General features: G+C 68.6%; 26 protein-coding genes and 1 rRNA gene. 26 read left to right on the top strand and 1 reads right to left on the bottom strand.

Translation table 11 applies throughout. The features are described from left to right. The first annotated feature begins 3 nt into the window (after nt 1-3). From WC969_09295 to WC969_09335, 9 genes are all read left to right on the top strand, one after another. Complete coding sequence (locus WC969_09295; GenBank protein MFA6030036.1) at nt 4-1,248, top strand: hypothetical protein; 1,245 nt, start codon at nt 4-6, stop codon at nt 1,246-1,248. Between the two features lie 12 nt (nt 1,249-1,260). After that, nucleotides 1,261-2,004: a MotA/TolQ/ExbB proton channel family protein gene (locus WC969_09300; protein ID MFA6030037.1), complete on the top strand. Its 744-nt coding sequence runs from the start codon at nt 1,261-1,263 to the stop codon at nt 2,002-2,004. A gap of 8 nt (nt 2,005-2,012) precedes the next feature. Next, on the top strand, nt 2,013-2,705 hold the full coding sequence (locus tag WC969_09305; GenBank protein MFA6030038.1) for an OmpA family protein: 693 nt from the start codon (nt 2,013-2,015) through the stop codon (nt 2,703-2,705). 101 nt (nt 2,706-2,806) lie between these two features. Next, complete coding sequence (locus WC969_09310; protein ID MFA6030039.1) at nt 2,807-3,088, top strand: peptidylprolyl isomerase; 282 nt, start codon at nt 2,807-2,809, stop codon at nt 3,086-3,088. A gap of 95 nt (nt 3,089-3,183) precedes the next feature. Beyond that, nucleotides 3,184-3,840 carry a winged helix-turn-helix domain-containing protein gene (locus WC969_09315; protein ID MFA6030040.1) on the top strand — a complete coding sequence of 219 codons (657 nt, stop codon included), beginning with the start codon at nt 3,184-3,186 and terminating at the stop codon, nt 3,838-3,840. Nucleotides 3,841-3,842: 2 nt separating this feature from the next. Beyond that, on the top strand, nt 3,843-5,195 hold the full coding sequence (locus WC969_09320) for an MFS transporter (GenBank protein MFA6030041.1): 1,353 nt from the start codon (nt 3,843-3,845) through the stop codon (nt 5,193-5,195). Continuing rightward, entirely contained in the window at nt 5,192-5,395 is a 204-nt protein-coding gene (locus tag WC969_09325) for a hypothetical protein (GenBank protein MFA6030042.1), read from the top strand. Before WC969_09320 ends, WC969_09325 begins: the two co-directional genes overlap by 4 nt. Before the next feature lie 91 nt (nt 5,396-5,486). After that, nucleotides 5,487-6,398 carry a hypothetical protein gene (locus tag WC969_09330; protein MFA6030043.1) on the top strand — a complete coding sequence of 304 codons (912 nt, stop codon included), beginning with the start codon at nt 5,487-5,489 and terminating at the stop codon, nt 6,396-6,398. 228 nt (nt 6,399-6,626) lie between these two features. Then, a complete protein-coding gene (locus WC969_09335; GenBank protein ID MFA6030044.1) occupies nt 6,627-7,520 on the top strand; it encodes a hypothetical protein in 894 nt (297 codons plus the stop codon). 184 nt (nt 7,521-7,704) lie between these two features. On the opposite strand, the gene WC969_09340 is transcribed toward WC969_09335, so the two are convergent. After that, nucleotides 7,705-8,646 (bottom strand): response regulator, encoded by a 942-nt coding sequence (locus WC969_09340; GenBank protein MFA6030045.1) that lies wholly within the window; start codon nt 8,644-8,646, stop codon nt 7,705-7,707. Between the two features lie 95 nt (nt 8,647-8,741). On the opposite strand from WC969_09340, the gene WC969_09345 reads away from it, so the two are divergent. From WC969_09345 to WC969_09425, 17 genes are all read left to right on the top strand, one after another. Next, nucleotides 8,742-8,975 (top strand): AtpZ/AtpI family protein, encoded by a 234-nt coding sequence (locus WC969_09345; GenBank protein ID MFA6030046.1) that lies wholly within the window; start codon nt 8,742-8,744, stop codon nt 8,973-8,975. Then, nucleotides 8,920-9,300, top strand: a complete 381-nt coding sequence (locus WC969_09350; protein ID MFA6030047.1) for a hypothetical protein — start codon at nt 8,920-8,922, stop codon at nt 9,298-9,300. The genes WC969_09345 and WC969_09350 overlap by 56 nt, the downstream gene beginning before the upstream one ends. After that, nucleotides 9,297-10,058, top strand: a complete 762-nt coding sequence (gene atpB / locus WC969_09355; protein ID MFA6030048.1) for a F0F1 ATP synthase subunit A — start codon at nt 9,297-9,299, stop codon at nt 10,056-10,058. Before WC969_09350 ends, atpB begins: the two co-directional genes overlap by 4 nt. A gap of 85 nt (nt 10,059-10,143) precedes the next feature. Next, nucleotides 10,144-10,428: an ATP synthase F0 subunit C gene (gene atpE / locus WC969_09360; protein ID MFA6030049.1), complete on the top strand. Its 285-nt coding sequence runs from the start codon at nt 10,144-10,146 to the stop codon at nt 10,426-10,428. Between the two features lie 34 nt (nt 10,429-10,462). Further along, nucleotides 10,463-10,972, top strand: a complete 510-nt coding sequence (atpF, locus tag WC969_09365; protein MFA6030050.1) for a F0F1 ATP synthase subunit B — start codon at nt 10,463-10,465, stop codon at nt 10,970-10,972. After that, nucleotides 10,969-11,502, top strand: a complete 534-nt coding sequence (gene atpH / locus WC969_09370; protein MFA6030051.1) for an ATP synthase F1 subunit delta — start codon at nt 10,969-10,971, stop codon at nt 11,500-11,502. The genes atpF and atpH overlap by 4 nt, the downstream gene beginning before the upstream one ends. A gap of 3 nt (nt 11,503-11,505) precedes the next feature. Next, on the top strand, nt 11,506-13,020 hold the full coding sequence (gene atpA, locus WC969_09375) for a F0F1 ATP synthase subunit alpha (protein ID MFA6030052.1): 1,515 nt from the start codon (nt 11,506-11,508) through the stop codon (nt 13,018-13,020). Continuing rightward, entirely contained in the window at nt 13,017-13,469 is a 453-nt protein-coding gene (locus WC969_09380) for a hypothetical protein (protein ID MFA6030053.1), read from the top strand. The genes atpA and WC969_09380 overlap by 4 nt, the downstream gene beginning before the upstream one ends. Further along, on the top strand, nt 13,466-14,377 hold the full coding sequence (gene rfaD / locus WC969_09385; protein MFA6030054.1) for an ADP-glyceromanno-heptose 6-epimerase: 912 nt from the start codon (nt 13,466-13,468) through the stop codon (nt 14,375-14,377). Before WC969_09380 ends, rfaD begins: the two co-directional genes overlap by 4 nt. Nucleotide 14,378: 1 nt before the next feature. After that, the gene (gene atpG, locus WC969_09390) at nt 14,379-15,278 is read left to right on the top strand and encodes an ATP synthase F1 subunit gamma (GenBank protein MFA6030055.1); all 900 of its coding nucleotides are present in this window, start codon (nt 14,379-14,381) and stop codon (nt 15,276-15,278) included. Nucleotides 15,279-15,431: 153 nt separating this feature from the next. After that, the gene (locus WC969_09395) at nt 15,432-15,767 is read left to right on the top strand and encodes a PilZ domain-containing protein (GenBank protein MFA6030056.1); all 336 of its coding nucleotides are present in this window, start codon (nt 15,432-15,434) and stop codon (nt 15,765-15,767) included. Further along, complete coding sequence (gene atpD / locus WC969_09400; protein ID MFA6030057.1) at nt 15,764-17,191, top strand: F0F1 ATP synthase subunit beta; 1,428 nt, start codon at nt 15,764-15,766, stop codon at nt 17,189-17,191. The genes WC969_09395 and atpD overlap by 4 nt, the downstream gene beginning before the upstream one ends. Then, on the top strand, nt 17,188-17,619 hold the full coding sequence (locus tag WC969_09405) for a F0F1 ATP synthase subunit epsilon (GenBank protein ID MFA6030058.1): 432 nt from the start codon (nt 17,188-17,190) through the stop codon (nt 17,617-17,619). The genes atpD and WC969_09405 overlap by 4 nt, the downstream gene beginning before the upstream one ends. A gap of 3 nt (nt 17,620-17,622) precedes the next feature. Continuing rightward, nucleotides 17,623-21,657 (top strand): PAS domain S-box protein, encoded by a 4,035-nt coding sequence (locus tag WC969_09410; GenBank protein ID MFA6030059.1) that lies wholly within the window; start codon nt 17,623-17,625, stop codon nt 21,655-21,657. Nucleotides 21,658-21,692: 35 nt separating this feature from the next. Beyond that, the gene (locus tag WC969_09415; protein ID MFA6030060.1) at nt 21,693-22,268 is read left to right on the top strand and encodes a hypothetical protein; all 576 of its coding nucleotides are present in this window, start codon (nt 21,693-21,695) and stop codon (nt 22,266-22,268) included. A 50-nt stretch (nt 22,269-22,318) separates the two neighbouring features. Then, entirely contained in the window at nt 22,319-23,305 is a 987-nt protein-coding gene (locus WC969_09420; protein ID MFA6030061.1) for an MBL fold metallo-hydrolase, read from the top strand. Between the two features lie 377 nt (nt 23,306-23,682). Then, nucleotides 23,683-24,078 (top strand): 16S ribosomal RNA (locus WC969_09425); the annotation flags it as partial.

Genomic DNA, 24,078 nt, shown 5'->3' on the forward strand with positions numbered 1-24,078 from the left:
GCCATGGCCAAAGTCGATTCCCTTCTGGCGCGTCTGCGCGGCGAGGAGGCCCCTCCTCCGGAGGAGGCGCCTCCCCCCGCGCCCGCCGCCGCGCCGGTCTCCGACGAACTGCTCGCGCCTCTGCGCACGAAGATCTCGGAGCTCGAGCAGAAGCTCACAGCCCTCCAGGCGCCGCCCGCGCCGCCGGCCGAGGAGGCGCCCGTCGAGGAGCCGCCGCTCCCGCCGCCGCCGACCCCGCCGGCGCCGCCGACCGAGCTGACGCTCTTCCTGCACACCAAGGTCGAGCTGCTCGAGCGCAGGCTCGAGCTCGCCCAGCAGGAGGCCATCCGCGCGAACATCGTGCTCCGCGAACGCGAAGAGGCCCAGCGCAAGGCGCAGAAGGAGGTCGAGGAGCTCTTCCATTCCATGCGCGAGCAGCAGCGGGCCGTCGCCTTCGACCGTCAGCTGCGCGAGCAGTACGCGCTCGCCCAGCACCGCATCGAGGACCTGGGGGCCCGCCTGGCGATGGCCGAGCTGCGCATGCTCCCCGTCCAGGACGTCCTGGCGTTCCTCGAGAAGGAGAACGGCGCCGAGGAACTCCAGGCGCTGCTTCGCGCGCGAGTCGAAGGAGCGAAGGCCGCCGGCCTCAAAGAGGCTGCGCGCGCTCCGGCGGCGTCCGCGCCGTCGACGGGCGGAGCCGGACCGGACGCCGCGCTTCCTCCCATCCCCGTTCTCTCGCCGACTCCCGCCCCTCGGCCGGACGCCGGTGAGGCGTCCGCCGCGCCGGCGCCCGATCCCGAGCGAGCGCCGCAGAGGCCGCTGGCGCCTGCGGACCTGCGGCCCATGCCTCTGCCCGAACTCGCCGTGGTCATGGGGAAGATGGCCGACCTCGAACGCCGCCTCGAGGAGTCCGAGAAGGCGCGCATGAGCGAGAGCCAGAAGCGCCTCTCCTGGGAGAGCGGCGTGCTCCAGGCGCTCAAGCAGTCGGCCGGCAAGTGGTTCCGCGGCGGCGGCCCGGAACTGCTGGTGGAGGCCGCCCTCGAGACTCTTGTAGAATCGATGCAGAAGCGCGACGAACTCTCCGCGGAGATGACCCGGACGATCGAGGCCCTCCGCCAGGAGCCGCCGGGTTCGATGGCTTCCGGGGCTCTGCGCGCGCGGCTCGCGGAGCTGCGCCGGAGCCTCGACGCCGTCCAGCTCGAGATCGACAAGCGCATGGCCGTCGTCAACGCCTGGGTCGAACGGCACCAGGGCGGCAAGGGCGCATAGAGGAACGACATCATGGGAATGGACCTGACCACCAGCATCGGCCTCTTCGGAGTGCTCATCATGCTGACCCTCGGGCTCGTCTCCGGCGAGCTGGGCGGCATCTTCCTCAACTGGCACGGCATCGGCATCGTCTTCGGCGGCACCGCCATCGCGATGCTCGTGAACACCCCCGCGCGCTACATCCGCGAGACCATCGGCTCGGTGCTCAACCTCATCCGCAAAGACCCCTATGGCGACCCCTCCGAGCTCGTCCCCATCCTCGTGCGCCTGGCCGAGCAGGTGCAGGCGCGCGGGCTCGGCGCCCTGCGCGGCGTCGACGAGAAGACCGGGGGCGGCTTCCTCTTCCAGGCGGCGACCACCGCGATGGAGTACAACAACGCCGACTTCGTGCGCCGCGTGCTGGAGACCGAGGTCAACAACAAGGTCGACCGCTACAACGAGGTCATCAACGTCGTGCGGACGGCCGGCGTCCTTTCCCCGATGTTCGGCCTCATCGGAACCCTCATCGGCATCGTGCGCGTGCTCAAGCAGATCTCCGACCCCGACAAGGTCGGCCCCGCCATGGCCGTCGCCATCACCACGGCCTTCTACGGCATCCTGCTGGCCAACATGGTCTGCGTGCCCGTGGCCGGAAAGATGCGCTTCCGGCTCTGGGAGGAGATCAAGGTCAAGGCGATGATCATCGAGGGCGTCGTGGGCATGATGCAGGGCACGGTGCCGCTCGTGCTCGAGCGCCGCCTGCAGGCGTTCCGCTAGGGAGAGGCATGGCCGTCTACCGATTCCGCAAAGAGGAGCTCGAGGCGCACCTCAACCGAGGAGCGCTCTGGGCCGTCGTCTACGGCGACCTCATGAGCTACCTCATGATCCTCTTCCTCATCATGCTTTCCTACACCCTCGCCAAGAAGGTGAACCCCGAGAAGCACCAGGTCGAGGAGTCGATGATGCAGATCCAGCGCGTCTTCGGCGGCAAGGTCGACCCCGCGCTCCAGGAGCGCGCGCTCCAGCGCGACAAGGAGTTCTTCGCCTCTCAGCGCCTGCAGGAGCAGGCGCAGAAGGAGGGGACGGCCGGGAGCATGAACGTCATCGCCACCGAGAAGCGCGTGCGCATCGAGCTCAAGGAAGGCGTTCTTTTCGATTCCGGGAGCGCGGAACTCAAGGAGAGCGCGGTCCCGATCCTCAAGTCCATCGCCACCGAGATGGTCGATCTCAAGAACGAGATCCGCGTCGAAGGCCATACCGACAACGTCCCCATCCACCGCGGGAAGTACAAGTCCAACTGGGAGCTCTCGATGGCGCGCGCCTACGCCGTCCTCAAGGTCCTGCAGGAGGCGGGGGTGTCGCCCGAGCGGCTCTCGGGCATCGGCTATGGCGAGTACCGCCCCATGGCCGCCAACGACTCGCTCGAGAACAAGGCCAAGAACCGGCGCATCGAGATCTCGCTGCTCCGCGCCGAATAGACCGCCCGCGCCGTCCTCCCTCCCCTGTTCTTCGGCGTACTTATGTATGATTCCCGCAGGCCGCACCCGCGGCGGCCATCGCCGTTCAATCAGGAGGGAACATGCCCCGCGCCCGCGCCCGCCACATCCTCGTAGAGTCGGAGAAAGCCTGCCTCGACCTCAAGAAGCAGCTCGAAGGAGGCGCCGATTTCGCGGAGCTCGCGAAGAAGCACTCCAAGTGTCCCTCCGGCCGCAGCGGGGGAGAGCTGGGGGAGTTCGGCCCAGGCGAGATGGTCCCCGAGTTCGACAAGGTCGTCTTCAGCGCCGAGGTCGGGAAGGTGCAGGGCCCGGTGAAGACCGAGTTCGGCTACCACCTCCTCGAAGTCACCCAGCGCGCGCCCTGAACGGGGGCGTGCGCGGGGTCTGCGGATTCGTTTCGCAGACGAAAAGGTCAGGCGGCCTCGTTGGGGCCGCCTGACCTTATCCTATACTATCCGGCGTGAAGGTCCTGCTCGTCGTCAGGGACGCCGCGGTCGCGGAGCGGGTCGCTCGCGCTCTGCGCGCGGAGGCCGCGGCCGTGGAGACGCGCGCGCACGTCCCCGTTCCGCCGCAGCCCTACGACCTCGCCGTCCTCGACCTCGCCGCCTGCCGCGACCTCCAGGCCGCCGCCGCGGCGCTGCGACTCTGCGCTCCCGCCTTCGTCTGCCTTGCCGCCGAGAAGGACCTCTACGGGCCGGCGCTGAGCGTCGCGCTCGCCTCCGGCGCCTCGGACGTCGTCCCGCTCACGCTCGAGGGCGCCGCGCTCGCGCGGCGCGTGCTCGCCGGCCGACGGCCTTCGAGCGGGGAGCTCGAGGAGGGGGGACTGCGCATCGACGTGGGGCGGCGCACCCTCCGGCTCCGATACGGCCGGGGCTGGCGGAGGCCCGTGGAGCTGCCGCTCTATGAGTTCGAGCTCCTGAAGCTCTTCCTCGAGAGCCCCGGGATCGCCCTGCCGCGCGCGGCCCTGCTCGAGCGCCTCTGGCCGGGCGGGAAGGCGGAGGCGATGAACCCCGAGACGCTCGACCGGCACATCCAGCGCCTGCGCCGCCGCCTGGGTCCCGCCGCGCGGCGCCTGCGTTCGGTGCGCGGGGTCGGCTATGTCCTTGAAAGGGAGTGACCATGGAAGACGACCGGATCGATAAGGAGCAGCTGCCGCTCAAGGAGACCTTCAAGCTCCTCTTCGGGGCCTCCCGGGGCTTCTGGCTCGTCAACGTCGTGAACTTCGGGGACGGCATCGCCTACTTCGGGATGCTCAACCTCATGACCCTCTTCCTCGGGAGCATGGTCCTGCACATGAGCGACAAGCTCACCGGGCTGAGCGTCTCGATGTTCACCGGTCTGGTCACGCTCTTCATGTTCGGCGGCGGGTTCATCTCGGACCGGATCGGCGTGCGCCGCGCGCTCACGCTCTGCCTGGGGATGCTCCTCGGCGGCCGGGCGCTTCTCGTGCTCTCTCCCGCGTTCGGCGGCGCCGCGCACGCGGCGGCCTGGGCCGGGCTCATCGTGATGGCTTTCGGCGAGGGCGTGATCCAGCCCGCGCTCTACGCGGGCGTCAAGGAGTACACCGACGCGCGCACCGCGACCATCAGCTACAGCCTCCTCTACGCGATCATGAATCTCGGCATCATGGCCGAGAGCTTCTTCTCTCCTTTCGTGCGCACCGACGCGCCTTTCCTCGGAGGCGTGAAAGGCCTCGGCTGGGGCATCCCGGGGGTCTTCTGGCTCTGCATCGCCATCACCGCGCTGATGCTCGTCTCGCATCTGGGCCTCTTCACCGCGAAGGTGGAGCGCGAGGACCGCGACCCCGCGGCGGTGCCGAAGGCGGAGGGACCCGAGAAACCGTTCGGCGAGATGCTCCGGGAGCTCCCCTTCCTCGACGCGCGCTTCATGTTCTTCATCTTCATCCTGCTGCCCGTGCGCACGCTCTTCGCGCACCAGTGGCTGACCCTGCCCGACTACATCATGCGCGCCTATCCGGCCGCGGTCGGCGCGAAGTACGAGTGGATCAGCGGCCTCAACCCGCTCATCATCGTGATCTTCGTGCCGCTCATCGCCGCCCTCACCCGGCGCGTCAGCGTCATCACGATGATGGTCATCGGCACGACGCTCTCCGCGCTGACGACCTTCCTGCTCGTGCCCGGCCCGAACCTCCACGCCCTCATCGCGTACGTGCTGCTCTTCTCGCTCGGCGAGGCGGTCTGGTCGTCGCGCTTCCTCGAGTACGTCTCCGAGATCGCGCCGCCCGGCCGGGTCGGCGCGTACATGGGGCTGGCCGGCATCCCGTGGTTCCTCGCCAAGTTCACCACCGGGCTCTACTCCGGCACGATGCTCAACCGCTTCGTGCCGCAGAGCGGACCGCAGGATACCGGCACGATGTGGCTCATCTACGGGGCCGTCGCCTGCCTGAGCCCGCTGGGCCTCATCGCGGCCGGGCGCTGGCTCATGCACCGGCCCGCGAAGGCCTCCGCATGATCGCCTGCCCGAATACGAACGCGAACCGCAACGGCTGCAACTGCACCTACGACTGCTCCAAGAAGGGGAATTGTTGCGCCTGCCTGTCCTATCACCGGGACATGGGCCAGTTCCCGGCCTGCTTCTTCTCCGCGGAGGCCGAGCGGACCTACGACCGCTCCTGGGCGGCCCTCCAGCGCGACCGAGCGAAGTCCCGCTGAGCGGGTCCTATTCCTCATAGGACCACCGTCCGGGCCGCAGGGGTCCTTTCGACCCCTGCGCCGGCGCGCTGGACCGGCTAAGATATCCCGGATGACACGCTTGAGCGTCGGCGCGCCTTTGGCCCTCCTTTTGCTCTCGTCCGGCGTCTTCGCCCAGTCCGGCGCGCATAAGCGTCTCGAGCTCCCGGCCTCCCTGGCGGTCATCCAGGCGGGCGCGCCTCCGGCTCCCTGGCTCCAGCGCGCGATCCCTCCCCAGGGCGTCTGGGAAGTCCCCTCCATCGGCGGCGCGCACGCCGTGACGCCGTCCCCGCTCCGGAAGACCGGCCTCAGCGTTCCGCCCGAGACGCGCGTGACTCCTCTGGGCCCGGTCAACGCGCTGGGGGAGCCGGACGTCCGTCTCGACCTTTCCGCGCTCAAGGACCGACACTGGCACGGGGCCGACGGCTTCGACACCCCCGCGGGCCGCGTCTCCATGACGATCTCCTTCAGTCTCCAGGGAAATCCGTACCTCGCGGTGAGGGCTCCGGACTGGAAGGAGCCCGTCTTCCATCGCTTCGAGATGGGGATGAGGGGGGACTGGCGCATCGGCGGGACGGCGTACCGTCTCGACTTCGACGTGAGCATCTTCCGCCCCAAGGCCAGCAACATCGTCCAGGTCTTCCGCGCCGGGGAGGACCTGCCCGTCTATAAGCACACCATCCTCGAACTGCAGAAGAAGTCCTACATCACCGGCGCGGCCGCCTCGCTGGGGCGCCACCATTACCGCTTCTTCCATGCCGACGACGTGGATTCGTCCGCCAACCCCACGCGGCCCGACCCGCGCCGCCAGGGCCTGGTCTTCATCGAGAACGCCGGAGTCGGCACCGGAGGCTTCGCGGCCTACATCGTGGACGCCTCCATGGTGGGCCCCGAGGCGCAGGGCTTCTTCTTCGACAACGGACAGACCGTCGCTATGCGGACCACGCCCGACGGGACACTCGAGGTATTCGACCTTTCCAAGTGACGCCACAGACCCTTCCTCCATTTTGAGGACCCTTCGCCCTTCACCCCCATACCGCAGGAAGTGGAGTTGCAGGACCCAGAAAGAATACAGGCCCGCGGACCCTTTTATGAGGGGCCCAATACCTCCGATCTCCGGTCCCCTTCGGCCCAAGGTGGAACCGGCTCCGGCTGATACACTCTTGTTCTGGGAGCCCATGGAACCCCTCCGGGGCCCCCAGGAGGCCGCACGATGAAGAGCACCTTCGTCCTCGCGCTGCTCGCCGCCCTCTGTGGAACGGCGTCCGCGCAATCCCTCACCGACGGCGCGTTCGCCGCCCAGCTGCAGGGAATCCGCGTTCAGGCCCTGCGCGGCGGGAAGACCGTCGCCGCCGGCATCCAGGCCGCCGACCGCAAGGCCGCTCCGAAGCGTCTGTTGGACTCCGTCCTGGTCTCGATGAACGACCAGCCGGGCACCGCCGCTTCCCTCGTGGAGTGGCTGCGCGACAACAACGCCGTCGTCGAGTTCAACGACCTGGTCCAGGACGGCAGCGCACACGCGTGGCTGGGCGACTCCGCCGCCGATCGCAAGGTCCCCGCGGTCTACGTCAGCCCGCTGGCCATGGAGCCCGTTTCCCACCGCTACCTGGGCATCCTCATCGCCCGCGAGACGGCCGAGCTCATGCTCAAGGACTTCCCGGAGTCCGCCGAGAAGCGCTACATGGTCGCCAGCCGCGCGGCCGAGACCTTCTTCGAACTCGGCGGAACGCGCATGGACATGGAGGACATCGACGGGCACCGCGACGAGAAGGTCGCGGCGACCCTCCGCCTCTGGGTCGAGAACGACCCCTCCGGCGGGGTCCAGGTCCTCAAGTCTCGGGGAGTGCAGACGCTCAAGGACCTCGAGGCGGGCCTGGCTTCCGAGTCGAACCGCCTGGTCCAGCTCATCGGGGCCATCGACGGGATGCTCGTCGTCCCCAACGACCCGAACGCCCCCTCGCTGCAGGCGGAGCTGGACGCGACCCGCGCGGAGCTCGGCCGCGTCTCCTCAAAGCAAGCGGCCGTGAAGGCCGCGAAGGCGCAGTTCGAGACGTTCTCCCAAGACGAGAAGGCTTACCTCTGGGAGCACCAGGGGTCTCTACAGTAGGACAGCTGCTGCTGGTGACACTTCCTTACTGCCCTCCCCTACGGGGAGGGGCAGGGGAGGGGGGAATCCAGCAATAGTCCGCCGTACGACGGCCTCCAAAAGGAGCGCCCGACCCCATCAGGGGTCCGGGCGCTCTTTTTTCGTGGAGCTCAATCCGCCGGGAAGGGGAGTTAAGGAAACTGACTCAATCTTTTCTCCGATCGATCATATACCGAGACCCCGATTCAGCCTTCGCGAACTTCTTGAGCTCCGAGCCGATCCGGCTGACCTGTCCGTAGGAGGCGATGGGGCGCAGGCGGTTGTGGCAGACGCCGATGGCGATGGAGAGCAGGGGATATTCCGTGATCCGTCCCTGCCGGTCCCGCGCGGTGATGCGGCCGCGTTCGCGGTCTTCGGGCTTGTAGAAGGTCGGAGCCGTCTGGTCGAACTCGTTGACGACGCGGCGGCAGTAGGCCTCCATGAGGTCGGGACGGGTGAGCAGGATGAAATCGTCTCCGCCGATGTGGCCGAGGAAGTCCGCCCCGCCTCCGAGTTCCCGGACGATGCCGACGAGCAGCGCCGCCGTCGCCTTCAGCACGCGGTCGCCGGCGTCGTAGCCGTAGTTGTCGTTGTAGGCCTTGAAGCCGTTGAGGTCGAGATAGAGCACCGCGAAGGGCTCTCCGGAGGACACCGCGGCGCTGATGCGGTTCTCGATCATGACGTTGCCGGGCAGGCGCGTCAGCGGGTTGGCGTCGAGGCCTTCCCGGGCGCGCCGCAGGATCATGCGGATGCGGGCGAAGAGTTCGGTCATCTCCACCGGCTTGGTGATGAAGTCGTCGGCGCCGATGTCGAGGCCTTGGACCTTGTTCTCGCGCTGGCCGGCGGCCGAGAGGATGACGACGGGCAGGTGGCGCAGGCCGGGGTCGGCCTTGAGCTCGCGGCAGACGCTGAAGCCGTCCTTGCGCGGCATCCAGAGGTCGAGGATGGCCACGTCCGGGAGCTCCTCCCGGATGGCGGCGAGCGCGTCCTCCCCGTTCGCCGCGGTGCGGACCTCGTAGCCCGCGTGCTCGAGCGCGTCCTTCATGAGCAGCAGGAGGTCGGGTTCGTCGTCGGCCACCAGCAGCCGAGGTCTGCGCTCAGCGTTCACTGCGCGAGGATACCTTAATAGCGCCGCGGAAATCAAAAAAACCCGCGTTTGACCGCTTTTCGCTATCTAAGGTAGAATCAGCCCTCGCTCTTTGCATGCAAACGGAACCTGCAGGTCCGAACAAGCTCCCCGGGCGCGGCTGGAACGCGCTGGGGGCCGGCGCCGAACTCGCCGTCTCCGCGCTCGCCGGCTGTCTGCTGGGGCGCTGGGCCGACGGACGCTTCGGCACGGGGCCTTGGCTGCTGTTGACGGGCTCGCTGCTGGGGATCGCCCTTGGACTCTATCAGTTCATCCGCCAGACTTCGCCCTCTGCGCGCGGTCGTCCTTAGCGCGCTGACGGGCGCCCTGGGGCTGGGGGCGCTGGCCCGGCTCGAGGGCCTCCCCCGTGAGGCCGCGGCGGGGCTCGCCGCGGCGGGGCTCGTCTCTGCCGCGGCCGCGGCGCTGCTTCTCCTCGCAAGGAGGCGGATGCGCGGGTTCCTCTGGGCGTACGGCGCGGGCGCGGCCCTGCGGCTGGGCGGGCTGATCGCGCTGATGGGGGCGTCCCGCGGACGGACCGCCGCCGCGCAGGCCGCCCTGCTGCTGACGTACGCCGCCGGCGCGTTCGTGCTCACCCTCGTGGAGGCATGGCCCGCCGCGGATGGAAGGGATTTTTGAACTTCGAAGCCATCGTCGGACATCACGTACTCGACCACACGATCCTCCCGCTCTTCACGGCGGGGGGGGTCCGCTTCGCCCTGACCAAGCATCTGCTGATGCTGTGGGGCGCCGGGGGCCTCCTTCTGCTCCTCGCGCTTCTCTCGCGCGGGAGTTCGCGCCCGGCCCGCCTGCTGCGCGGCGCGCTCGAGGCGACCGTGCTCTTCATCCGCGACGGCGTCGTCGACCCGGTGCTCGGGCACGCGGGGCGTCCCTACCTGCACTACTTCGCGACGCTCTTCCTCTTCATCCTCTTCTGCAACCTCGGCGGGCTCATCCCCTACGGGGCGACGGCGACGGGCAACGTCGCGGTGACCGCCGCCCTGGCGAGCTGCACCTTCGGGCTCATCCTGCTGGCCGGCACGCGCGCGCAGGGGCTGGGAGGCTTCCTGGTCCACCTCGTCCCCGGCGGGCTTCCCTGGCCGCTGATCCCCTTCATGTTCGTCATCGAGGCGCTGGGGCTCGTCACGAAGTGCTTCGCGCTCACCATCCGTCTCTTCGCGAACATGATCGCCGGGCACATCGTCGCTCTGGGCTTCTTCTCCCTCATCTTCACCTTCGCCGCGGCGGGCAAGTGGGCCGGCCTCGCCGCCGCGCCGTTCTCGGTCGCGCTCGTGGTCTTCGTGTACCTCCTGGAGGTGCTCGTCTGCACGCTCCAGGCCTACATCTTCACGATGCTGACCGCCGTGTTCGTGAGCGGGGCGCTGCATCCGCACTAGCTCTCCGTACACCGCCTCCGAGGGGGGCGAGGTCGCAGGGGCCCCGACGGGCCCGAAGGAACAGCCGCACAGGAGACATCACATGATGCACATCGGACTGGGATATCTGGGAGTCGGACTGGCGGTGGGCCTCGCCCTCATCGGCGCGGCGGCCGGCATCGGCAAGCTCGGCGCCGCGGCCCTCGAGGGCACCGCGCGTCAGCCCGAGGCGCAGGGCTCGCTGCAGATGATGATGATCATCGCGGCCGCGCTCATCGAAGGCATCGCGCTCTTCGCGCTGGTCATCGCCTTCCTCGCGGTGAGCACGCTCAACAAGGTCGCCTCGGCGGGCGCCGCTCCGGCCGCGGTCGAAGCGCCGGCGCAGCACTGAGCGCGGGCCCCCGCGAGGGGGCACGGAGGACGCGATGGATACGCTGCTCAACCCGGACCCCGGGCTCTACATCTGGACGGTCGTCAGCTTCCTCATCCTCGTGGGGCTGCTGAAGGCCTTCGCCTGGGGGCCGCTGCTGAAGGCCGTCGAGGAGCGCGAGGAGCGCCTGCGCGCCGAGCGCGAATCCGCGGAGGCCGCGCGCCGGGACGCCGAGCGCATCCGTTCGGAACTCGCGGCCCAGCTCGCGGGACACGAGGCGCGCCAGAAGCAGGCGCTGGCCGAGGCCCTGCGCGAGGGCGAGGCCCTGCGCTCCCGCCTCAAGGACGACGGCGAGGCCGAGGCGCGGCGCATCGTCGAGAAGGCGCGCGGACAGCTCGAAGAGGAGAAGGCGCGGCTCATCGGCGAGCTGCGCCGCGAGGTCGCCGCGCTCTCCGTGCTCGCCGCCGAGCGTCTCGTGCGCAAGAGCGTCGACAAAGACGTGCAGAAGCGCGTCCTCGACGAGTTCCTCGGCGAGGTCGGCGGGCTCGGAGGACGCAAGGGATGAAGCCGGGCGAGCGGGTCCTTGCGCGCCGCTACGCGGCCGCTTTCGTCGCAGCGGCCGCGCGGACCGGCGTCGAGGAGCAGGCCGTCGCCGAGCTCTCCGCGGCCGCCCGGGGTCTTTCGGGAGCGCTCGCGGGCTTCCGTCATCCTCGGCGCACGCACGCCGAGAAGCGCCAGGAGCTCGGACGCCTGGCGGGGAGCGTCTCGGCGGTGACCCTGCGCTTTCTGGAGCTGCTGCTCGAGAAGAAGCGCATCGACCTGCTGCCGGCGTCGGCCGTCGAGGCCGCGATCGTCCTCGACGAACGCCGCGGGATCCTGCGCGGGAAGGCGCGGACCGCCGCGCCGCTGCCGCCGGAGGCGGCCGGGACCCTGGCCGCGGGCCTCTCCCGCTTCACCGGGCGCAAGGTCGTGCTGGAGACGGAGACGGACGAAGACCTGATCGCCGGCGCCTCGGTGCGCGCGGGAGACTGGGTGCTCGACGGAAGCCTGCGCGGACGCCTGAAGCGGCTGAGCGAGAACTTGAGCAAAGGATAAATCATGGCGATCAGACCGGAAGAGATCACGGGAATCCTCGAGAAGAAGATTTCGGGCTTCGAAGGCGGCGTCGCGGCGGCCGAGGAGGGCTTCGTCCTCCAGGTCGGCGACGGCATCGCGCGAGTCTACGGACTCGAGAACGCGATGGCCGGCGAGCTCCTGGAACTGCCCCACGGCGTGTTCGGGATGGTGCTCAACCTCGAGAAGGAGAACATCGGCTGCGTCCTTTTCGGACGCGACGAGCAGATCCGCGAGGGGGACCCGGTCCGGCGCACCGGCCGCATCATGGAGGTCCCCGTCGGCGAGGCGCTCATCGGCCGCGTCGTCAACCCGCTGGGCCAGCCCATCGACGGGAAGGGGCCCATCGCCGCGAGCGGCCGCCGGACGGTCGAGGTCATCGCCCCCGGCGTCTGCGAGCGTCAGCCGGTCAACGTCCCCCTCCAGACCGGGCTCAAGGCCGTCGACGCCATGATCCCCATCGGACGCGGCCAGCGCGAGCTCATCATCGGCGACCGCCAGACCGGCAAGACGGCCATCGCCATCGACGCGATCATCAACCAGAAGGACGCCCCCAACCGGCCGATCTGCGTCTACGTGGCCATCGGGCAGAAGCAGTCGACCGTCGCCTCCGTCGTGAAGATCCTCGAGGACCACGGGGCGATGGACTACACCCTCGTCGTCTGCGCCGCCGCGTCCGACCCCGCGCCGCTCCTGTACATCGCGCCCTACGCCGGGTGCGCGATGGGCGAGGAGTTCCTCTGGAAGGGCAGGGACGTCCTCGTCATCTACGACGACCTCTCCAAGCACGCGCAGTCCTACCGCCAGCTCTCGCTGCTCCTGCGCCGCCCGCCCGGCCGCGAGGCGTACCCGGGCGACGTCTTCTACCTCCACTCGCGTCTGCTCGAGCGCGCCTGCCGCCTCTCGAAGGAGAAGGGCGGCGGCTCGCTGACCGCGCTCCCCATCATCGAGACGCAGGCCGGCGACGTCTCGGCCTACATCCCGACCAACGTCATCTCCATCACCGACGGGCAGATCTACCTGGAGAGCGGCCTCTTCTACTCGGGCATCCGCCCGGCGGTGAACGTCGGACTCTCGGTCTCGCGCGTGGGGGGCGCCGCGCAGGTGAAGGCGATGAAGCAGGTGGCCGGCTCCCTGCGCATCGACCTCGCGCAGTACAACGCGCTGGCGGCTTTCGCCCAGTTCGGTTCCGACCTCGACAGGGCCTCGCAGCAGCAGCTCGCGCGCGGACAGCGCATGGTCGAGCTCCTCAAGCAGGACCAGTACCGGCCCATGCCGGCCTCCGAACAGGTCGCCGTCCTCTTCGCGGGCGTCTCGGGCTTCCTCGACGACCTGCCGATCGCCTCCGTGCGCCCTTTCGAGGGGGCGCTGCTCGAGGAGCTGCGCGTGCGCCGCAGCGACCTTCTGCGCGACATCGCGGAGAAGGGCGTTCTCGACGACGAGCTCAAGGGCCGCCTCAAGCGGGCCTGCGAGGAGTTCAAAAAGGGGTACACGCCATGATGAAGGTCTTCGCCGCCGCCGTCCTCACCGCCGCCCTCGTCCTGCCTGCCGCGGCGCAGGCGCCGAACGTGCCGGCGCCCGCCCAACCGCCCCAGCAGATCATCAACCTCAGTCTCATGGAGGCGCTCATCACCGTCGAGCGCGTCGACATGGCGGGGGTCTTCAGCTTCGTCCCCGAGGTGAACACGCCGCTCGCCTTCGCCGACTACCTCCTGCGCAGCCCCGGGTCCCTCAAGCGCTTCATCAAGAAGTGCCGCAAGGATTACAAGGTCGCCCAGGGGATCAGCGAATGGGACAAGCAGGTCCTCCTCTACATCGTCGGGCTCAACCCCTCGTCCGTCGCCCTCGGTTTCGAGCAGGTCCCCGAGGGGAGGATGAAGGAGGTCGGCGAGCTCTGCATGCTGCCGGGCATCCCGCTCCAGGTCATCGTCCAGAGGAGGGGGAAGTGAAGAAGGCGCTCGTCACGGGAGGAGCCGGCTTCATCGGCTCCAACCTCTGCCTCGAGCTCGAGCGGCTCGGCTGGCGGGTCGTCGCGCTCGACGATTTCAGCTCCGGCCATTTCGAGAACCTCCGCGGCTTCCGCGGGGACGTCGTCGCCGCCGACGTCGTCTGCCGCGCCGACTGGGAGGGACGCGTCGGGCCGGTCGACGCCGTGTTCCATGAGGCGGCGATCACCGACACCACGGTGAGCGACCAGCACCGGATGATGCGCGTCAACGTCGAAGGCTTCCGCAGCGTGCTCGAGTTCGCGAAGCGGGTCCGGGCGAAGTCGGTCGTCTACGCCTCCTCGGCGGCCGTCTACGGCCCGGGACCCTGTCCGATGCGCGAGAGCCAGGAGCCGAACCCCCTCAACGTCTACGGCTTCTCGAAGGAGGTGATGGACCGCGTCGGAGCCTCGTTCGCCGTCGGGAACCGCGCGATCAAGGTCACCGGCCTGCGCTACTTCAACGTCTTCGGCCCGAGGGAGCGCCACAAGGGCAAGGTCGCCAGCATGATCTGGCAGCTGCACCTGCAGATGGAGGCCGGCCGCCGGCCGCGCATCTTCAAGATGGGCGAGCAGGCGCGCGACCACATCTACGTGAAGGACATCGTCGCGGCGAACCTCCGGGCGCTGGCCGCGAGGACGAGCGGCGTCTACAACGCCTGCACGGGGAAGGCCGTGGACTTCAACGCCGTCGTGAAGGCCCTCAACGGCACGATGGGGACCTCCCTGGAGCCGGAGTACTTCGACAACCCCTACGGCTTCTACCAGAACCACACCCAGGGCGACCCGGCGGCCGCGCGCAAGGCGCTCGGCTTCGCCGCGAAGTGGTCGGTGGAGGCGGGCGTGAAGGACTACCTCGGAGACGGAGCCTAGAGTGGCCTCCCTGCGCGAGATCCGCGGAAAGATCCGCTCGATCCGCTCCACCGAGCAGATCACCAAGGCCATGAAGATGGTCGCGGCGGCCCGCATGCGCAGGGCCCAGCAGGCCATCCTCTCCTCGCGCCCGTTCGCGCTCCAGCTCGAGCACACCGTGCTCGACCTCGCGCGCGCCGCGGCCGACGGGGGCGAGGACGGCGGCCTGCTCGAGCACCCCTTCTTCCGCGCCCCCGCGGCGGGCCGGCCCTGCCTCGTCCTCGTCACCGGCGACAAGGGGCTCTGCGGGGCCTTCAACACCAACGTCCTGCGCGCCGCCGTCGTCTGGCTGCGCCGCCACCAGGAGACCGGGGCGGCCGTCGCCGTGGCCGGGCGTAAAGGCCGCGAGTTCCTCGCCCGCCTGAAGGGCTACGACTACGAGCTCCTCTGCGAGCTGCCGGGGATCTTCCCGAAGGTCTCCTACGCGCACGCCGAGCTCCTCGGGAAGGCCCTCATCGGCGCTTACGAGGGAGGACGCATCCGTTCCGCCTGCGCCGTCTACAGCGAGTTCAGATCGGCCGTCTCCCAGCGCGTCGTCGAGCAGCCCCTGCTGCCGGTCGTGCCGCCGGACCTCCGGGACGCCGGGCGGGCCTCGCGCGGCATCGACTTCCGCTACGAGCCGGACCGTCCGCGCCTGCTCGCGGCGCTTCTCCCGCGCCAGCTCAAGGCCCAGCTTTACAGGATCCTCCTCGAGTCGCAGGCGGCGGAGCTCGCCGCGCGCATGAACGCCATGGATTCCGCATCGAAGAACGCCGCCGAGCTCATCGATAGTCTGACGCTGACGCTCAATCGCACGCGCCAGGCGCTCATCACCCGCGAGATCGCCGAGCTGGTCGGCGGAGCCGAGGCTCTTTCCCAATGAGGAGCGGGAGTTCGCACTATCAGCTTCCGCAGCGTGCGATCCCGGCACTATCAGTGTCGGGGTGCCGGCGAGGACCGGAAGGGGGGGAATCCCCCTCTCCCACGCCCTCCTCTCAAAAAGGGCAAGGATTTTGAAGACGAAAGGAGTTTCACCATGTCCGAGAAACGCAGGCATCCCCGCTTCCCCGTCGACATCACCATGGAGGTCCGCACGAAGAGCCGCGTGGTCGGCAAGGGCGTCGGCCGCATCCTCGACCTCTCGGTCGGGGGGATGGCCATCAAGACCGACACGGAGATCGAAGAGGGCTCCTCGCTCTTCCTGAAGATCAACATCCCGCTCGAGATCCGGGGCGAGGTCCGTCACATGCGCTCCAGCGTCGTCGGCGGTCTGCACCGCTACGGGGTGCGCTTCCACCGCATCGGTTTCGTCTCCCCCGAGGCCGCGAAGCCCGAGCATCACGTCACCGCGAAGTTCCGGAGGAAGTCATGAGCGCCGGCAAGCTCACGCAGGTCGTCGGACCCGTCATCGACGCCGAGTTCCCCTCGGGGCAGCTCCCGGCGATCCTGAACGCCCTGCGCGTGCGCGTGCCGGGCGAGGGGGGCAAGGAGACGACGGTGACCGCCGAAGTCGCCCAGCACCTCGGCGACAACACGGTCCGGGCGATCGTGCTCGGACCCACCGACGGCATGCGGCGCGGCATGCCCGTCGAGGACAGCGGCGCCCCCATCACGGTCCCCGTGGGCCGCGGCTGCCTCGGCCGCCTCATCGACGTGCTCGGCGAGCCCAAGGACCCGCTCGGTCCGGTCCAGGCGCAGGTGCGTCTTCCCATCCACCGGGCGCCGCCCCCGCTCAGCGAGCAGCAGACGGTCCCCCAGATCTTCGAGACCGGCATCAAGGTCATCGACCTCCTCGAACCCTACATGAAGGGCGGCAAGGTCGGCCTCTTCGGCGGCGCCGGCGTCGGCAAGACCGTCGTCATCCAGGAGCTCATCAACAACGTCGCCAAGCAGCACGGCGGCGTCTCCGTCTTCGGCGGGGTCGGCGAGCGCTCGCGCGAGGGCAACGACCTCTGGCTCGAGATGCAGCACACGAAGCTCTCCGACGGGTCGCCGGTCCTCTCCAAGACGGTCCTCGTCTACGGGCAGATGAACGAGCCGCCGGGCGCCCGCGCGCGCGTCGGACTCACCGCGCTGACCCAGGCCGAGTACTTCCGCGATCAGGAGGGACAGGACGTCCTTCTCTTCGTCGACAACATCTTCCGCTTCGTGCTCGCCGGCAGCGAGGTCTCGGCCCTGCTCGGCCGCATGCCCTCGGCCGTCGGCTACCAGCCCACGCTGACCACCGAGATCGGCGCGCTCCAGGAGCGCATCACCTCGACGAAGAAGGGCTCGATCACCTCGATCCAGGCGATCTACGTCCCCGCCGACGACCTCACCGACCCCGGCGTCGCGAACACCTTCACCCACCTCGACGCGACCACGGTGCTCTCGCGGCAGATCTCCGAGCTCGGCATCTACCCGGCCGTGGACCCGCTCGACTCGACCTCGCGCATCCTCGACCCCAAGATCGTCGGCGAGGAGCACTACGCGGTGGCGCGCTCCGTCCAGAAGGTCCTGCAGCGCTACAAGGACCTCCAGGACATCATCGCCATCCTCGGCATCGACGAGCTCTCCGACGAGGACAAGCGCATCGTCGGTCGCGCGCGGCGCATCCAGCGCTTCCTCTCGCAGCCCTTCCACGTGGCCGAGACCTTCACCGGCTTCCCCGGCAAGTACGTCCCGCTCAAGGAGACCGTGCGCGGCTTCAAGGAGCTCGTCGAGGGCCGTCACGACGACCTTCCCGAGCAGGCGTTCTTCATGGTCGGCGGCATCGAGGAGGCCGTCGAGAAGGCCGCGGCCCTGGCGCGCGCATGAGCACGCCGGCGCTGACCTTCGAGATGACCACGCCGGAGCGCCCGGTCCTCTCTCGTCCGGCGGACTTCGTCGTCCTTCCGGCGGTCGACGGTGAGTTCGGCGTGCTCCCCGGACACTCCCCCTTCGTGGTCCAGCTCCGGGCGGGCGAGCTGCGCGTGCGCGCCGGAGAGGAGACCCTCCACTACGCGGTCTCCGGGGGCTTCGCGGAGGTCCTCGACGACCGCGTCGCCGTCTTCGCCGAGACCGCCGAGATGGCGGGGGACATCGACGTCGAGCGCGCCCGCCTCGGGCTGGAGAAGGCGAAGGCGGCCCTGCACGGCGACGGCGGAGACCTTTCGCTGTCCCAGGCCGAGGCCATGATGCACCGGGAGGCGGCGCGCCTGCGCGTGGCGAGCCAGCACCGGCGCGCCGGCCGCGGCAAAGGGTAGCCCTTGGAGCCGGCGTCCTCGACCCCGCGGAAATCCCCTCAGACCGCCTTCCGGCGGCGCTTTCTCCTCGCCCTGTGCCTGTCGGTGTGCGGCTTCCTCGCTGCTGCGGCGGCGCACTATCTGCAGCAGTCCCGGAAGCACCGCAGCGTCGTCTATGAGGGGCTCGTCGCCCGCGCCGAGCTCAAGGCGCGGGCCGTGCGCACTCTCCATGCGGACGCCCTGCGGCTGGCCGAACAGCGCTGCAAAGGGCCCGTGGCGAGCGAGGACGTCCCGGCTTACCTCGCGCGCAGGGACGAGGCCGCTCGCGGGCGCATCCTGGTCTGGATGCGCAGCTTCATCGATTACGGCAACGCCTGGGGCTTCCGGCGGATGTGCCTCGTCAACACCGCCGGCAGGTCGCTGGAGACCTACGGCGGGGGCATGCACCGCGAGCTGGCGGACGTGCCGGGAGGGCTCGCGGCCCTGCGCGCCGGAAGCTTCTCCTATCTGGACGTGTCGCGCGAGGAGCGCACGGACGAAGTCGAGTCCCTCGTGCTCCAGCCAATCCTCGACGGGCGTCGCCGCGTGGTCGGAGGCGTCGTCTTCCACCTCGATCCCCGTGTGCGCCTCTTCCCCGAGCTGACGGCGGACCCTTCCAGCGGCGGGGTGGAATCCCTGCTCGTGCGGCGGGAGGGCGACGAAGTCCTCTTCCTCACCTCGCCTCGCGGACGCAACGCCCCGCCCTGCTCCCTTCGACGGCCCATCGGCGACGGTTCGGACCCGGCGGCGCGAGCGGCGCGCGGGGAAGCGGCCGCGTGCCGGGGTCGCGACGAGGCCGGGCGGCGGGTCTACGCCGTCACGCGGCCGGTGGCCGGCACTCCCTGGGGTCTCCTCGTGCAGACCGGCGCGGATGAAGTCGACGGACCCTTCCGGATCGGAGCGCTGATCGCCGCCCTGCTCGGAGGGACGCTCCTTTCGCTCATCGCGTTCCTGGGGCTTGACGTCTGGCGCCGGCGCGAGAAGCTCCTCCAGACGGAGCGAGCCGCTAAAGCCGCGCTCTATGAGACGCTCCTTCGGCAGGCCGGCGACGTCATCCTCCTCCTCGACGAGGAGGGGAAAATCCTCGAGACCAACGACCGTGCGGCCGCGCTCTACGGCCGCTCGCGCGAGGAGCTGCTGAGACTCAATATCAAGGAGCTCCGAGCGCCCGAGACGCTCAAGGACTTCCAGCGCCAGCTCCAGCGCGTCCTCACCGATGAGGGCCTGCGCTTCGAGACGGTCCACGTCGCCAAGGACGGGACCCGCATACCCGTGGAGGTCACGGCGCGCGCGGTCGGCGCCGAGGGCTGGCGCTGCATCCAGAGCATCGTGCGCGACCTTCGTGAGCGCCGCGTGGCCGAGCGCGCGCTCGCGGAGAACGAGCAGAAGTTCGTCGTCCTTGCCGCCGCCACCCAGGACGCCATCGTGATGATCGACAACGCAGGGGCCGTCACCTTCTGGAACGCGGCCGCCGAGCGCATGCTGGGCTGGAGCGCGAAGGAGATCGCCGGACGCAACCTGCACGAGGTCATCGCGCCCGAACGCCTGCGGCAGGCGCATCGGGACGCCTTCCCGCGCTGGCAGAAGACCGGGCAGGGCGGCGCGGTCGGCCGCATCCTCGAGCTGCCGGCGCTGTGCAAGGACGGCCGGGAACTGCGCATCGAGCTCTCCCTGTCCTCGGTCGAATCGGGAGGGGAGTGGCACGCCGTGGCCATCCTGCGCGACGTCACGGGCCGTCGGCGCTACGAAGAGGCGCTCAAGGAGAGCGAGGAGAAATACCGCGCCCTCGTGGAGACGACTCGGACCGGCTTCCTGATCCTCGACGCCGAGGGGCGCGTCGTCGATGCGAACGCCGAGTACGTCCGTCTTTCCGGACACGCTTCTCTCTCGGAGATCCGCGGCCGCAGCGTCGTCGAATGGACGGCCGCAAGCGCGCGCGAGAAGAACGCCGCCGCGGTGCGTCAGTGCGTACGCGACGGCCACATCTTCGGGCTGGAGCTCGACTACGTCCACGGCGACGGCACGGTCGTCCCCGTGGAGATCAACGCCACGGTCGAGGAGAGCGGCGAGTCGATGCGCATCATCTCGCTCTGCCGCGACATCTCGCCGCGCCACCGCATAGAGGAGGAGTCGAAGGAGAACGAGAGGAAGTTCCGCCGTCTCGTCGAGAACCTCCACGGCGACTACTTCTTCTATCGCCATGACGCGCAGGGGGTCTTCGAATACCTGAGCCCTTCGGTGGAGCAGGTCCTCGGCTACGGGATGGAGGACTTCAAGAGGCACTATACGACCTACCTGAGCGACGACCCCGTCAACAAGCTCTGCGTCGCCCACACCGACGGCAGCCTGCGCGGCGTACAGCAGCCGCCCTACGAGGTCGACATCCTGCACAAGAACGGGAGCCGGCATCGCATGCAGGTCCTGGAGTTCCCGGTCTTCGGCCCGGACGGGAAGGTGACGGCCGTCGAAGGCCTCGCCCACGACATCACCGCCATGCGCCGCGCGGAGGAGCGTCTGCAGGAACGCCAGGACTTCCTGCGCACGATGCTCGAATCCATCCCGAACCCCGTCTTCTTCAAGGACGCGAAGGGCCTCTATCAGGACTGCAACGCCTCCTTCGCGCAGTTCCTGGGGGTCCCGCGCGAGCGCATCCTCGGGAAGACCGTCTTCGAGGTGTCCCCGGAGGAGAACGCCCGCGTCTACCATGAGAAGGACCTCGAGCTCATGCGCCGGGGCGGCGTGCAGGTTTACGAGGCCCGGGTCCACACGGCGGACAAAGGCGAGCGCGTGGTGGTCTTCTACAAGGCTCCGACCCATCACCGCGACGGGAAGGTCTCGGGGCTCGTCGGGGTCATCCTCGACATCACGGAGCGCAAGGGGCTCGAGCAGAAGACGCTGCTGCTCGAGAAGATGGAGTCCCTCGGCGTGCTCGCCGGCGGCATCGCGCACGACTTCAACAACCTGCTCACCGCGATGCTGGGGAACCTGTCGCTGGTGGAGTCGGCCGCGGCGGACCCCAAGGAGCTCCGGGAGATCGTCGGCGACGCGATCGCGGCCTCGCGCGAAGCCCAACGCCTGACCCAGCAGCTCCTCACGTTCGCCCGCGGCGGCCGGCCCGTCAAAAAGGTCCTGTCCCCGACGGGCCTGCTCCACGAGGCGATCCGTCTCGCGCTGCGCACCCCGCGTCCGCGCTGCGAGGCCGAACTTCCCGAGGACCTCTGGAACATCGAGGCCGACGAAGGGCAGCTCCTTCAGGCCTTCCACAACCTCCTTCTGAACGCCGCGCAGGCCTCCCCGGAGGGGGGGGTCGTTCGCGTCACGGCGGAGAACGTCGAGCTCCCGAAAGGCGCTCCGCCGCCGCTCGGGCACGGTCGCTTCGTCCGGGTGAGCGTGAGCGACGAGGGGCGCGGCATCCCGCCGGAGAACCTCAAGCGCGTCTTCGAGCCTTACTTCACGACCAAGGAGCGCGGCAAGGGCCTGGGCCTGGCGACCTGCTTCTCCATCATCCAGAGCCACGGCGGACTCCTCGAGGCCCGCTCGGCTCCCGGCGAGGGCGCGTCCTTCACGGTGACGCTCCCCGCCACGGCCGAGGCCCTCGCCTCCGCCGCGCTGCCCGGTCAGGCGGCGCGCCATCGCGGCAGCGGACGCATCCTCGTCATGGACGATGAGGAGGCGGTCGCGCGGGTGCTCGGGCGCATGCTCGAGGTGCTGGGCTACGAGACCGACGCCGTCGCCGACGGGTCCGCGATGCTCGCGTGCTACCGCGCGGCCCGGGCCGCTGGGCGGCCCTTCAAGGCCGTCATCCTCGACCTCGTCGTCCCCGCCGGCATGGGCGGCAAGGAGGCCGTGCTCCTGCTCAAGGCGGAGCACCCCGACGCGCTCACCATCGTCTCGAGCGGCTACTCCGACGACCCCGTGATGGCGGAATTCCGTCGGCACGGCTTCTCCGCCGTGCTCTCGAAGCCGTATCAGCTCGACGAGCTCTCCGCCGTGCTCGAAGGGCTGCTCCCGTCCTCTTGAACCGTCGCCGTCCACCGGTATAAACTAGCGGGGCCATGAAGACCTTCCTCGGCGTTCTCCTCGCGTCCCTTCTCGCGTCCGCGCTCCGTGCGGCGGATCCCGCGCCCGCGGCGCCGCCCGCCGCTCCGGCGCCCTACTGGCTCAAAAGCTGTCCGCGGCCCGAACGCGGCGGGATCTGGCACGTCGAGCTCCGGGTCCAGGACCTGCCCAAGCGGACGGGCAAGGTCTATGACGCGCTCAAGAGGAACGGCTGCGACCTCACACAGCCGCTCGCCAACTTCCCTTTGACGAAGGATGGGCGGCACCAGCAGCTCTCCTGCCGCATCCCGCGGACGGGCGCCGAGAAGGCGCTGCTGCGCCTGCGGCGGCTCGGAGAGGTCGTGCGGCTCGAACGCCGGGAGGAGGATCCCGCCCCGTCGGTCGAGTGCTCCGAGAAGCTCGCGCGCCTGAAAGCCGACCGCGACGCGGAGAAGCTCGCGCTCGCTCGCGCGCCGGCGGTCTCCGCGCTCGTCGACGAGACCGCGGCTTCTCTCGAGGCGTCGGCGCGCGCCTATACTGAGAACAAGGACATCCTCCTCCTCAACCTCGCGCTCGACGAAGCGCGACCGTGAGACGGAGCCTCCTCGCGGCCGCCGGAGTCCTCCTCGCCGGCTGCGCCGGCGTGGGCGGTGCGCCGAGCTCCATCCTCGCCGAACGCCTGATCAAGCCCCCGCCGACCCCGACCGACCTGCCCAAGCCGTCGAGGACCTTCGCGCTCGACCTCATCACCCGGCGCGCGGCCGGAGGCCTCTCGCTCGAGGCGTACGACACCGGGACGCTCCATGTGCGCGGAGAGGTCGTCAGCGCTCTTAAGAGCTGGCATGCCAAGCTCAAGCTCCAGGTCCCGGCCTTCCTGATCCGCCATCCTAAGGAAGGGATGATTCTTTTCGACACGGGGCTGTCCACGACCACGCAGAGAAGCGACAATCTTCTCCTGGAGCTTGTGGACCCCGCCCAGCCGCAATGGACCTCGAAGGCGGGACAAGACCTCCCCTCCCAATTAAAGGAAGCAGGCATAGATTCCTCAGAAATACGATATATCGTTCTTTCCAGTATGAGGGAAGAGCATATCGGCACTATATCGCAGTTTTCAAGTGCGACGATCATCGCGACACGCGTAGAGTATGAAGCTGCTAAAATCAATAAAAACAAGGAAATAAGCGATAAAATAGCTCAGATTCCTGAAAGTCGATTTAAATTGATTTCAATGGACGAGAAGCCGACTCTTGGTCCGTTCGTACACGCCATAGATTTGTTCGGTGACGGGACCATCTACCTGACCGACCTGGCCGGAAGGACTTCCGGCAGCATGGGGGCGCTGGTCCTGCTGGACCCCGGACCGGTGATGCTCGCGGGGGACGCGGCGCTGGTGGTCGACAACTACCTGGACCTCGCTCTGCCGCTGCGCGGACAGGTGGAAGACCTCGGACTTTTCTGGCGCTCGCTCCACATCCTGCGCGCGCTGCGCGAGGCCGTTCCGCGCACCGCCGTGGTGCCCGGACACGAGCTGCGCGCGCTGCGCGTCGCGATGAACGCGAGCGTCCTCATCCGCGAGTTCAGCGTGAAAAGACGTTTTTCTCGTCGAGAAAAGCCTCCGCGCGTCCGCTGAAATATTTTCCGAAAAAAAAGCTTGACACTTGCGCGCGCAGTGTGATATTATTTCCACACAGCGCAAGTCGAGAGACTTCGCATGGGGAAACTCCCCCAGCCGCAGAGTGGGGCGAAGCGAGTTTTGTTCTTTGAAAAATTGGTTTTGCGAGCGAATGGGCATCCTGCTCATCTCGTTCCGATGCGCTTCGGCGCAAAGGCACTGAACCCCTAGTATGAGGGGAAGTGAGGGATGGGAAGGATATAAGGATCAATTAGGTGTGCTCGGTCCCTGTCGGACGTTCGGCGGGGACCACCAAGACGAGGTCAATTCACTCCATTTTTGAGACGCAAGCGCGGACGACCGGGTCAAACCGGCCAGATGCGCCAAAACGGCTTTAAATGGAGAGTTTGATCCTGGCTCAGAGTTAACGCTGGCAGCGTGCATAACACATGCAAGTCGAACGAGACTATCTGAGATTACATCAAGGGTAGTTTAGTGGCAGACGAGTGAGTAACACGTAAGAAACCTACCCTGGAGTGGGGGATAACATGCCGAAAGGCGTGCTAATACCCCGTACGATTCAGCGGCGGCATCGCCGTTGGATGAAAGACGTAAGTCACTCTAGGAGGGTCTTGCGGCCTATCAGCTTGTTGGCGGGGTAACGGCCCACCAAGGCTATGACGGGTACCCGGCCTGAAAGGGCGAACGGGCACGGAGGCACTGAGACACGGGCCTCACTCCTACGGGAGGCAGCAGTGGGGAATTTTGGACAATGGGGGAAACCCTGATCC

Source organism: Elusimicrobiota bacterium, from assembly GCA_041660925.1.
In the GTDB taxonomy this organism is placed as follows: domain Bacteria; phylum Elusimicrobiota; class Elusimicrobia; order UBA1565; family UBA1565; genus JBAZUV01.

Excerpts from the sequence above, each read along its gene's own strand:
- WC969_09295 (MFA6030036.1), top strand. The coding sequence starts at position 4 with ATGGCCAAAGTCGATTCCCTTCTGGCGCGTCTGCGCGGCGAGGAGGCC.
- WC969_09300 (MFA6030037.1), top strand. The coding sequence starts at position 1,261 with ATGGGAATGGACCTGACCACCAGCATCGGCCTCTTCGGAGTGCTCATC.
- WC969_09305 (MFA6030038.1), top strand. The coding sequence starts at position 2,013 with ATGGCCGTCTACCGATTCCGCAAAGAGGAGCTCGAGGCGCACCTCAAC.
- WC969_09310 (MFA6030039.1), top strand. The coding sequence starts at position 2,807 with ATGCCCCGCGCCCGCGCCCGCCACATCCTCGTAGAGTCGGAGAAAGCC.
- WC969_09320 (MFA6030041.1), top strand. The coding sequence starts at position 3,843 with ATGGAAGACGACCGGATCGATAAGGAGCAGCTGCCGCTCAAGGAGACC.
- WC969_09325 (MFA6030042.1), top strand. The coding sequence starts at position 5,192 with ATGATCGCCTGCCCGAATACGAACGCGAACCGCAACGGCTGCAACTGC.
- WC969_09330 (MFA6030043.1), top strand. The coding sequence starts at position 5,487 with ATGACACGCTTGAGCGTCGGCGCGCCTTTGGCCCTCCTTTTGCTCTCG.
- WC969_09335 (MFA6030044.1), top strand. The coding sequence starts at position 6,627 with ATGAAGAGCACCTTCGTCCTCGCGCTGCTCGCCGCCCTCTGTGGAACG.
- WC969_09345 (MFA6030046.1), top strand. The coding sequence starts at position 8,742 with ATGCAAACGGAACCTGCAGGTCCGAACAAGCTCCCCGGGCGCGGCTGG.
- atpE (MFA6030049.1), top strand. The coding sequence starts at position 10,144 with ATGCACATCGGACTGGGATATCTGGGAGTCGGACTGGCGGTGGGCCTC.
- atpF (MFA6030050.1), top strand. The coding sequence starts at position 10,463 with ATGGATACGCTGCTCAACCCGGACCCCGGGCTCTACATCTGGACGGTC.
- atpH (MFA6030051.1), top strand. The coding sequence starts at position 10,969 with ATGAAGCCGGGCGAGCGGGTCCTTGCGCGCCGCTACGCGGCCGCTTTC.
- atpA (MFA6030052.1), top strand. The coding sequence starts at position 11,506 with ATGGCGATCAGACCGGAAGAGATCACGGGAATCCTCGAGAAGAAGATT.
- WC969_09380 (MFA6030053.1), top strand. The coding sequence starts at position 13,017 with ATGATGAAGGTCTTCGCCGCCGCCGTCCTCACCGCCGCCCTCGTCCTG.
- WC969_09395 (MFA6030056.1), top strand. The coding sequence starts at position 15,432 with ATGTCCGAGAAACGCAGGCATCCCCGCTTCCCCGTCGACATCACCATG.
- atpD (MFA6030057.1), top strand. The coding sequence starts at position 15,764 with ATGAGCGCCGGCAAGCTCACGCAGGTCGTCGGACCCGTCATCGACGCC.
- WC969_09405 (MFA6030058.1), top strand. The coding sequence starts at position 17,188 with ATGAGCACGCCGGCGCTGACCTTCGAGATGACCACGCCGGAGCGCCCG.
- WC969_09415 (MFA6030060.1), top strand. The coding sequence starts at position 21,693 with ATGAAGACCTTCCTCGGCGTTCTCCTCGCGTCCCTTCTCGCGTCCGCG.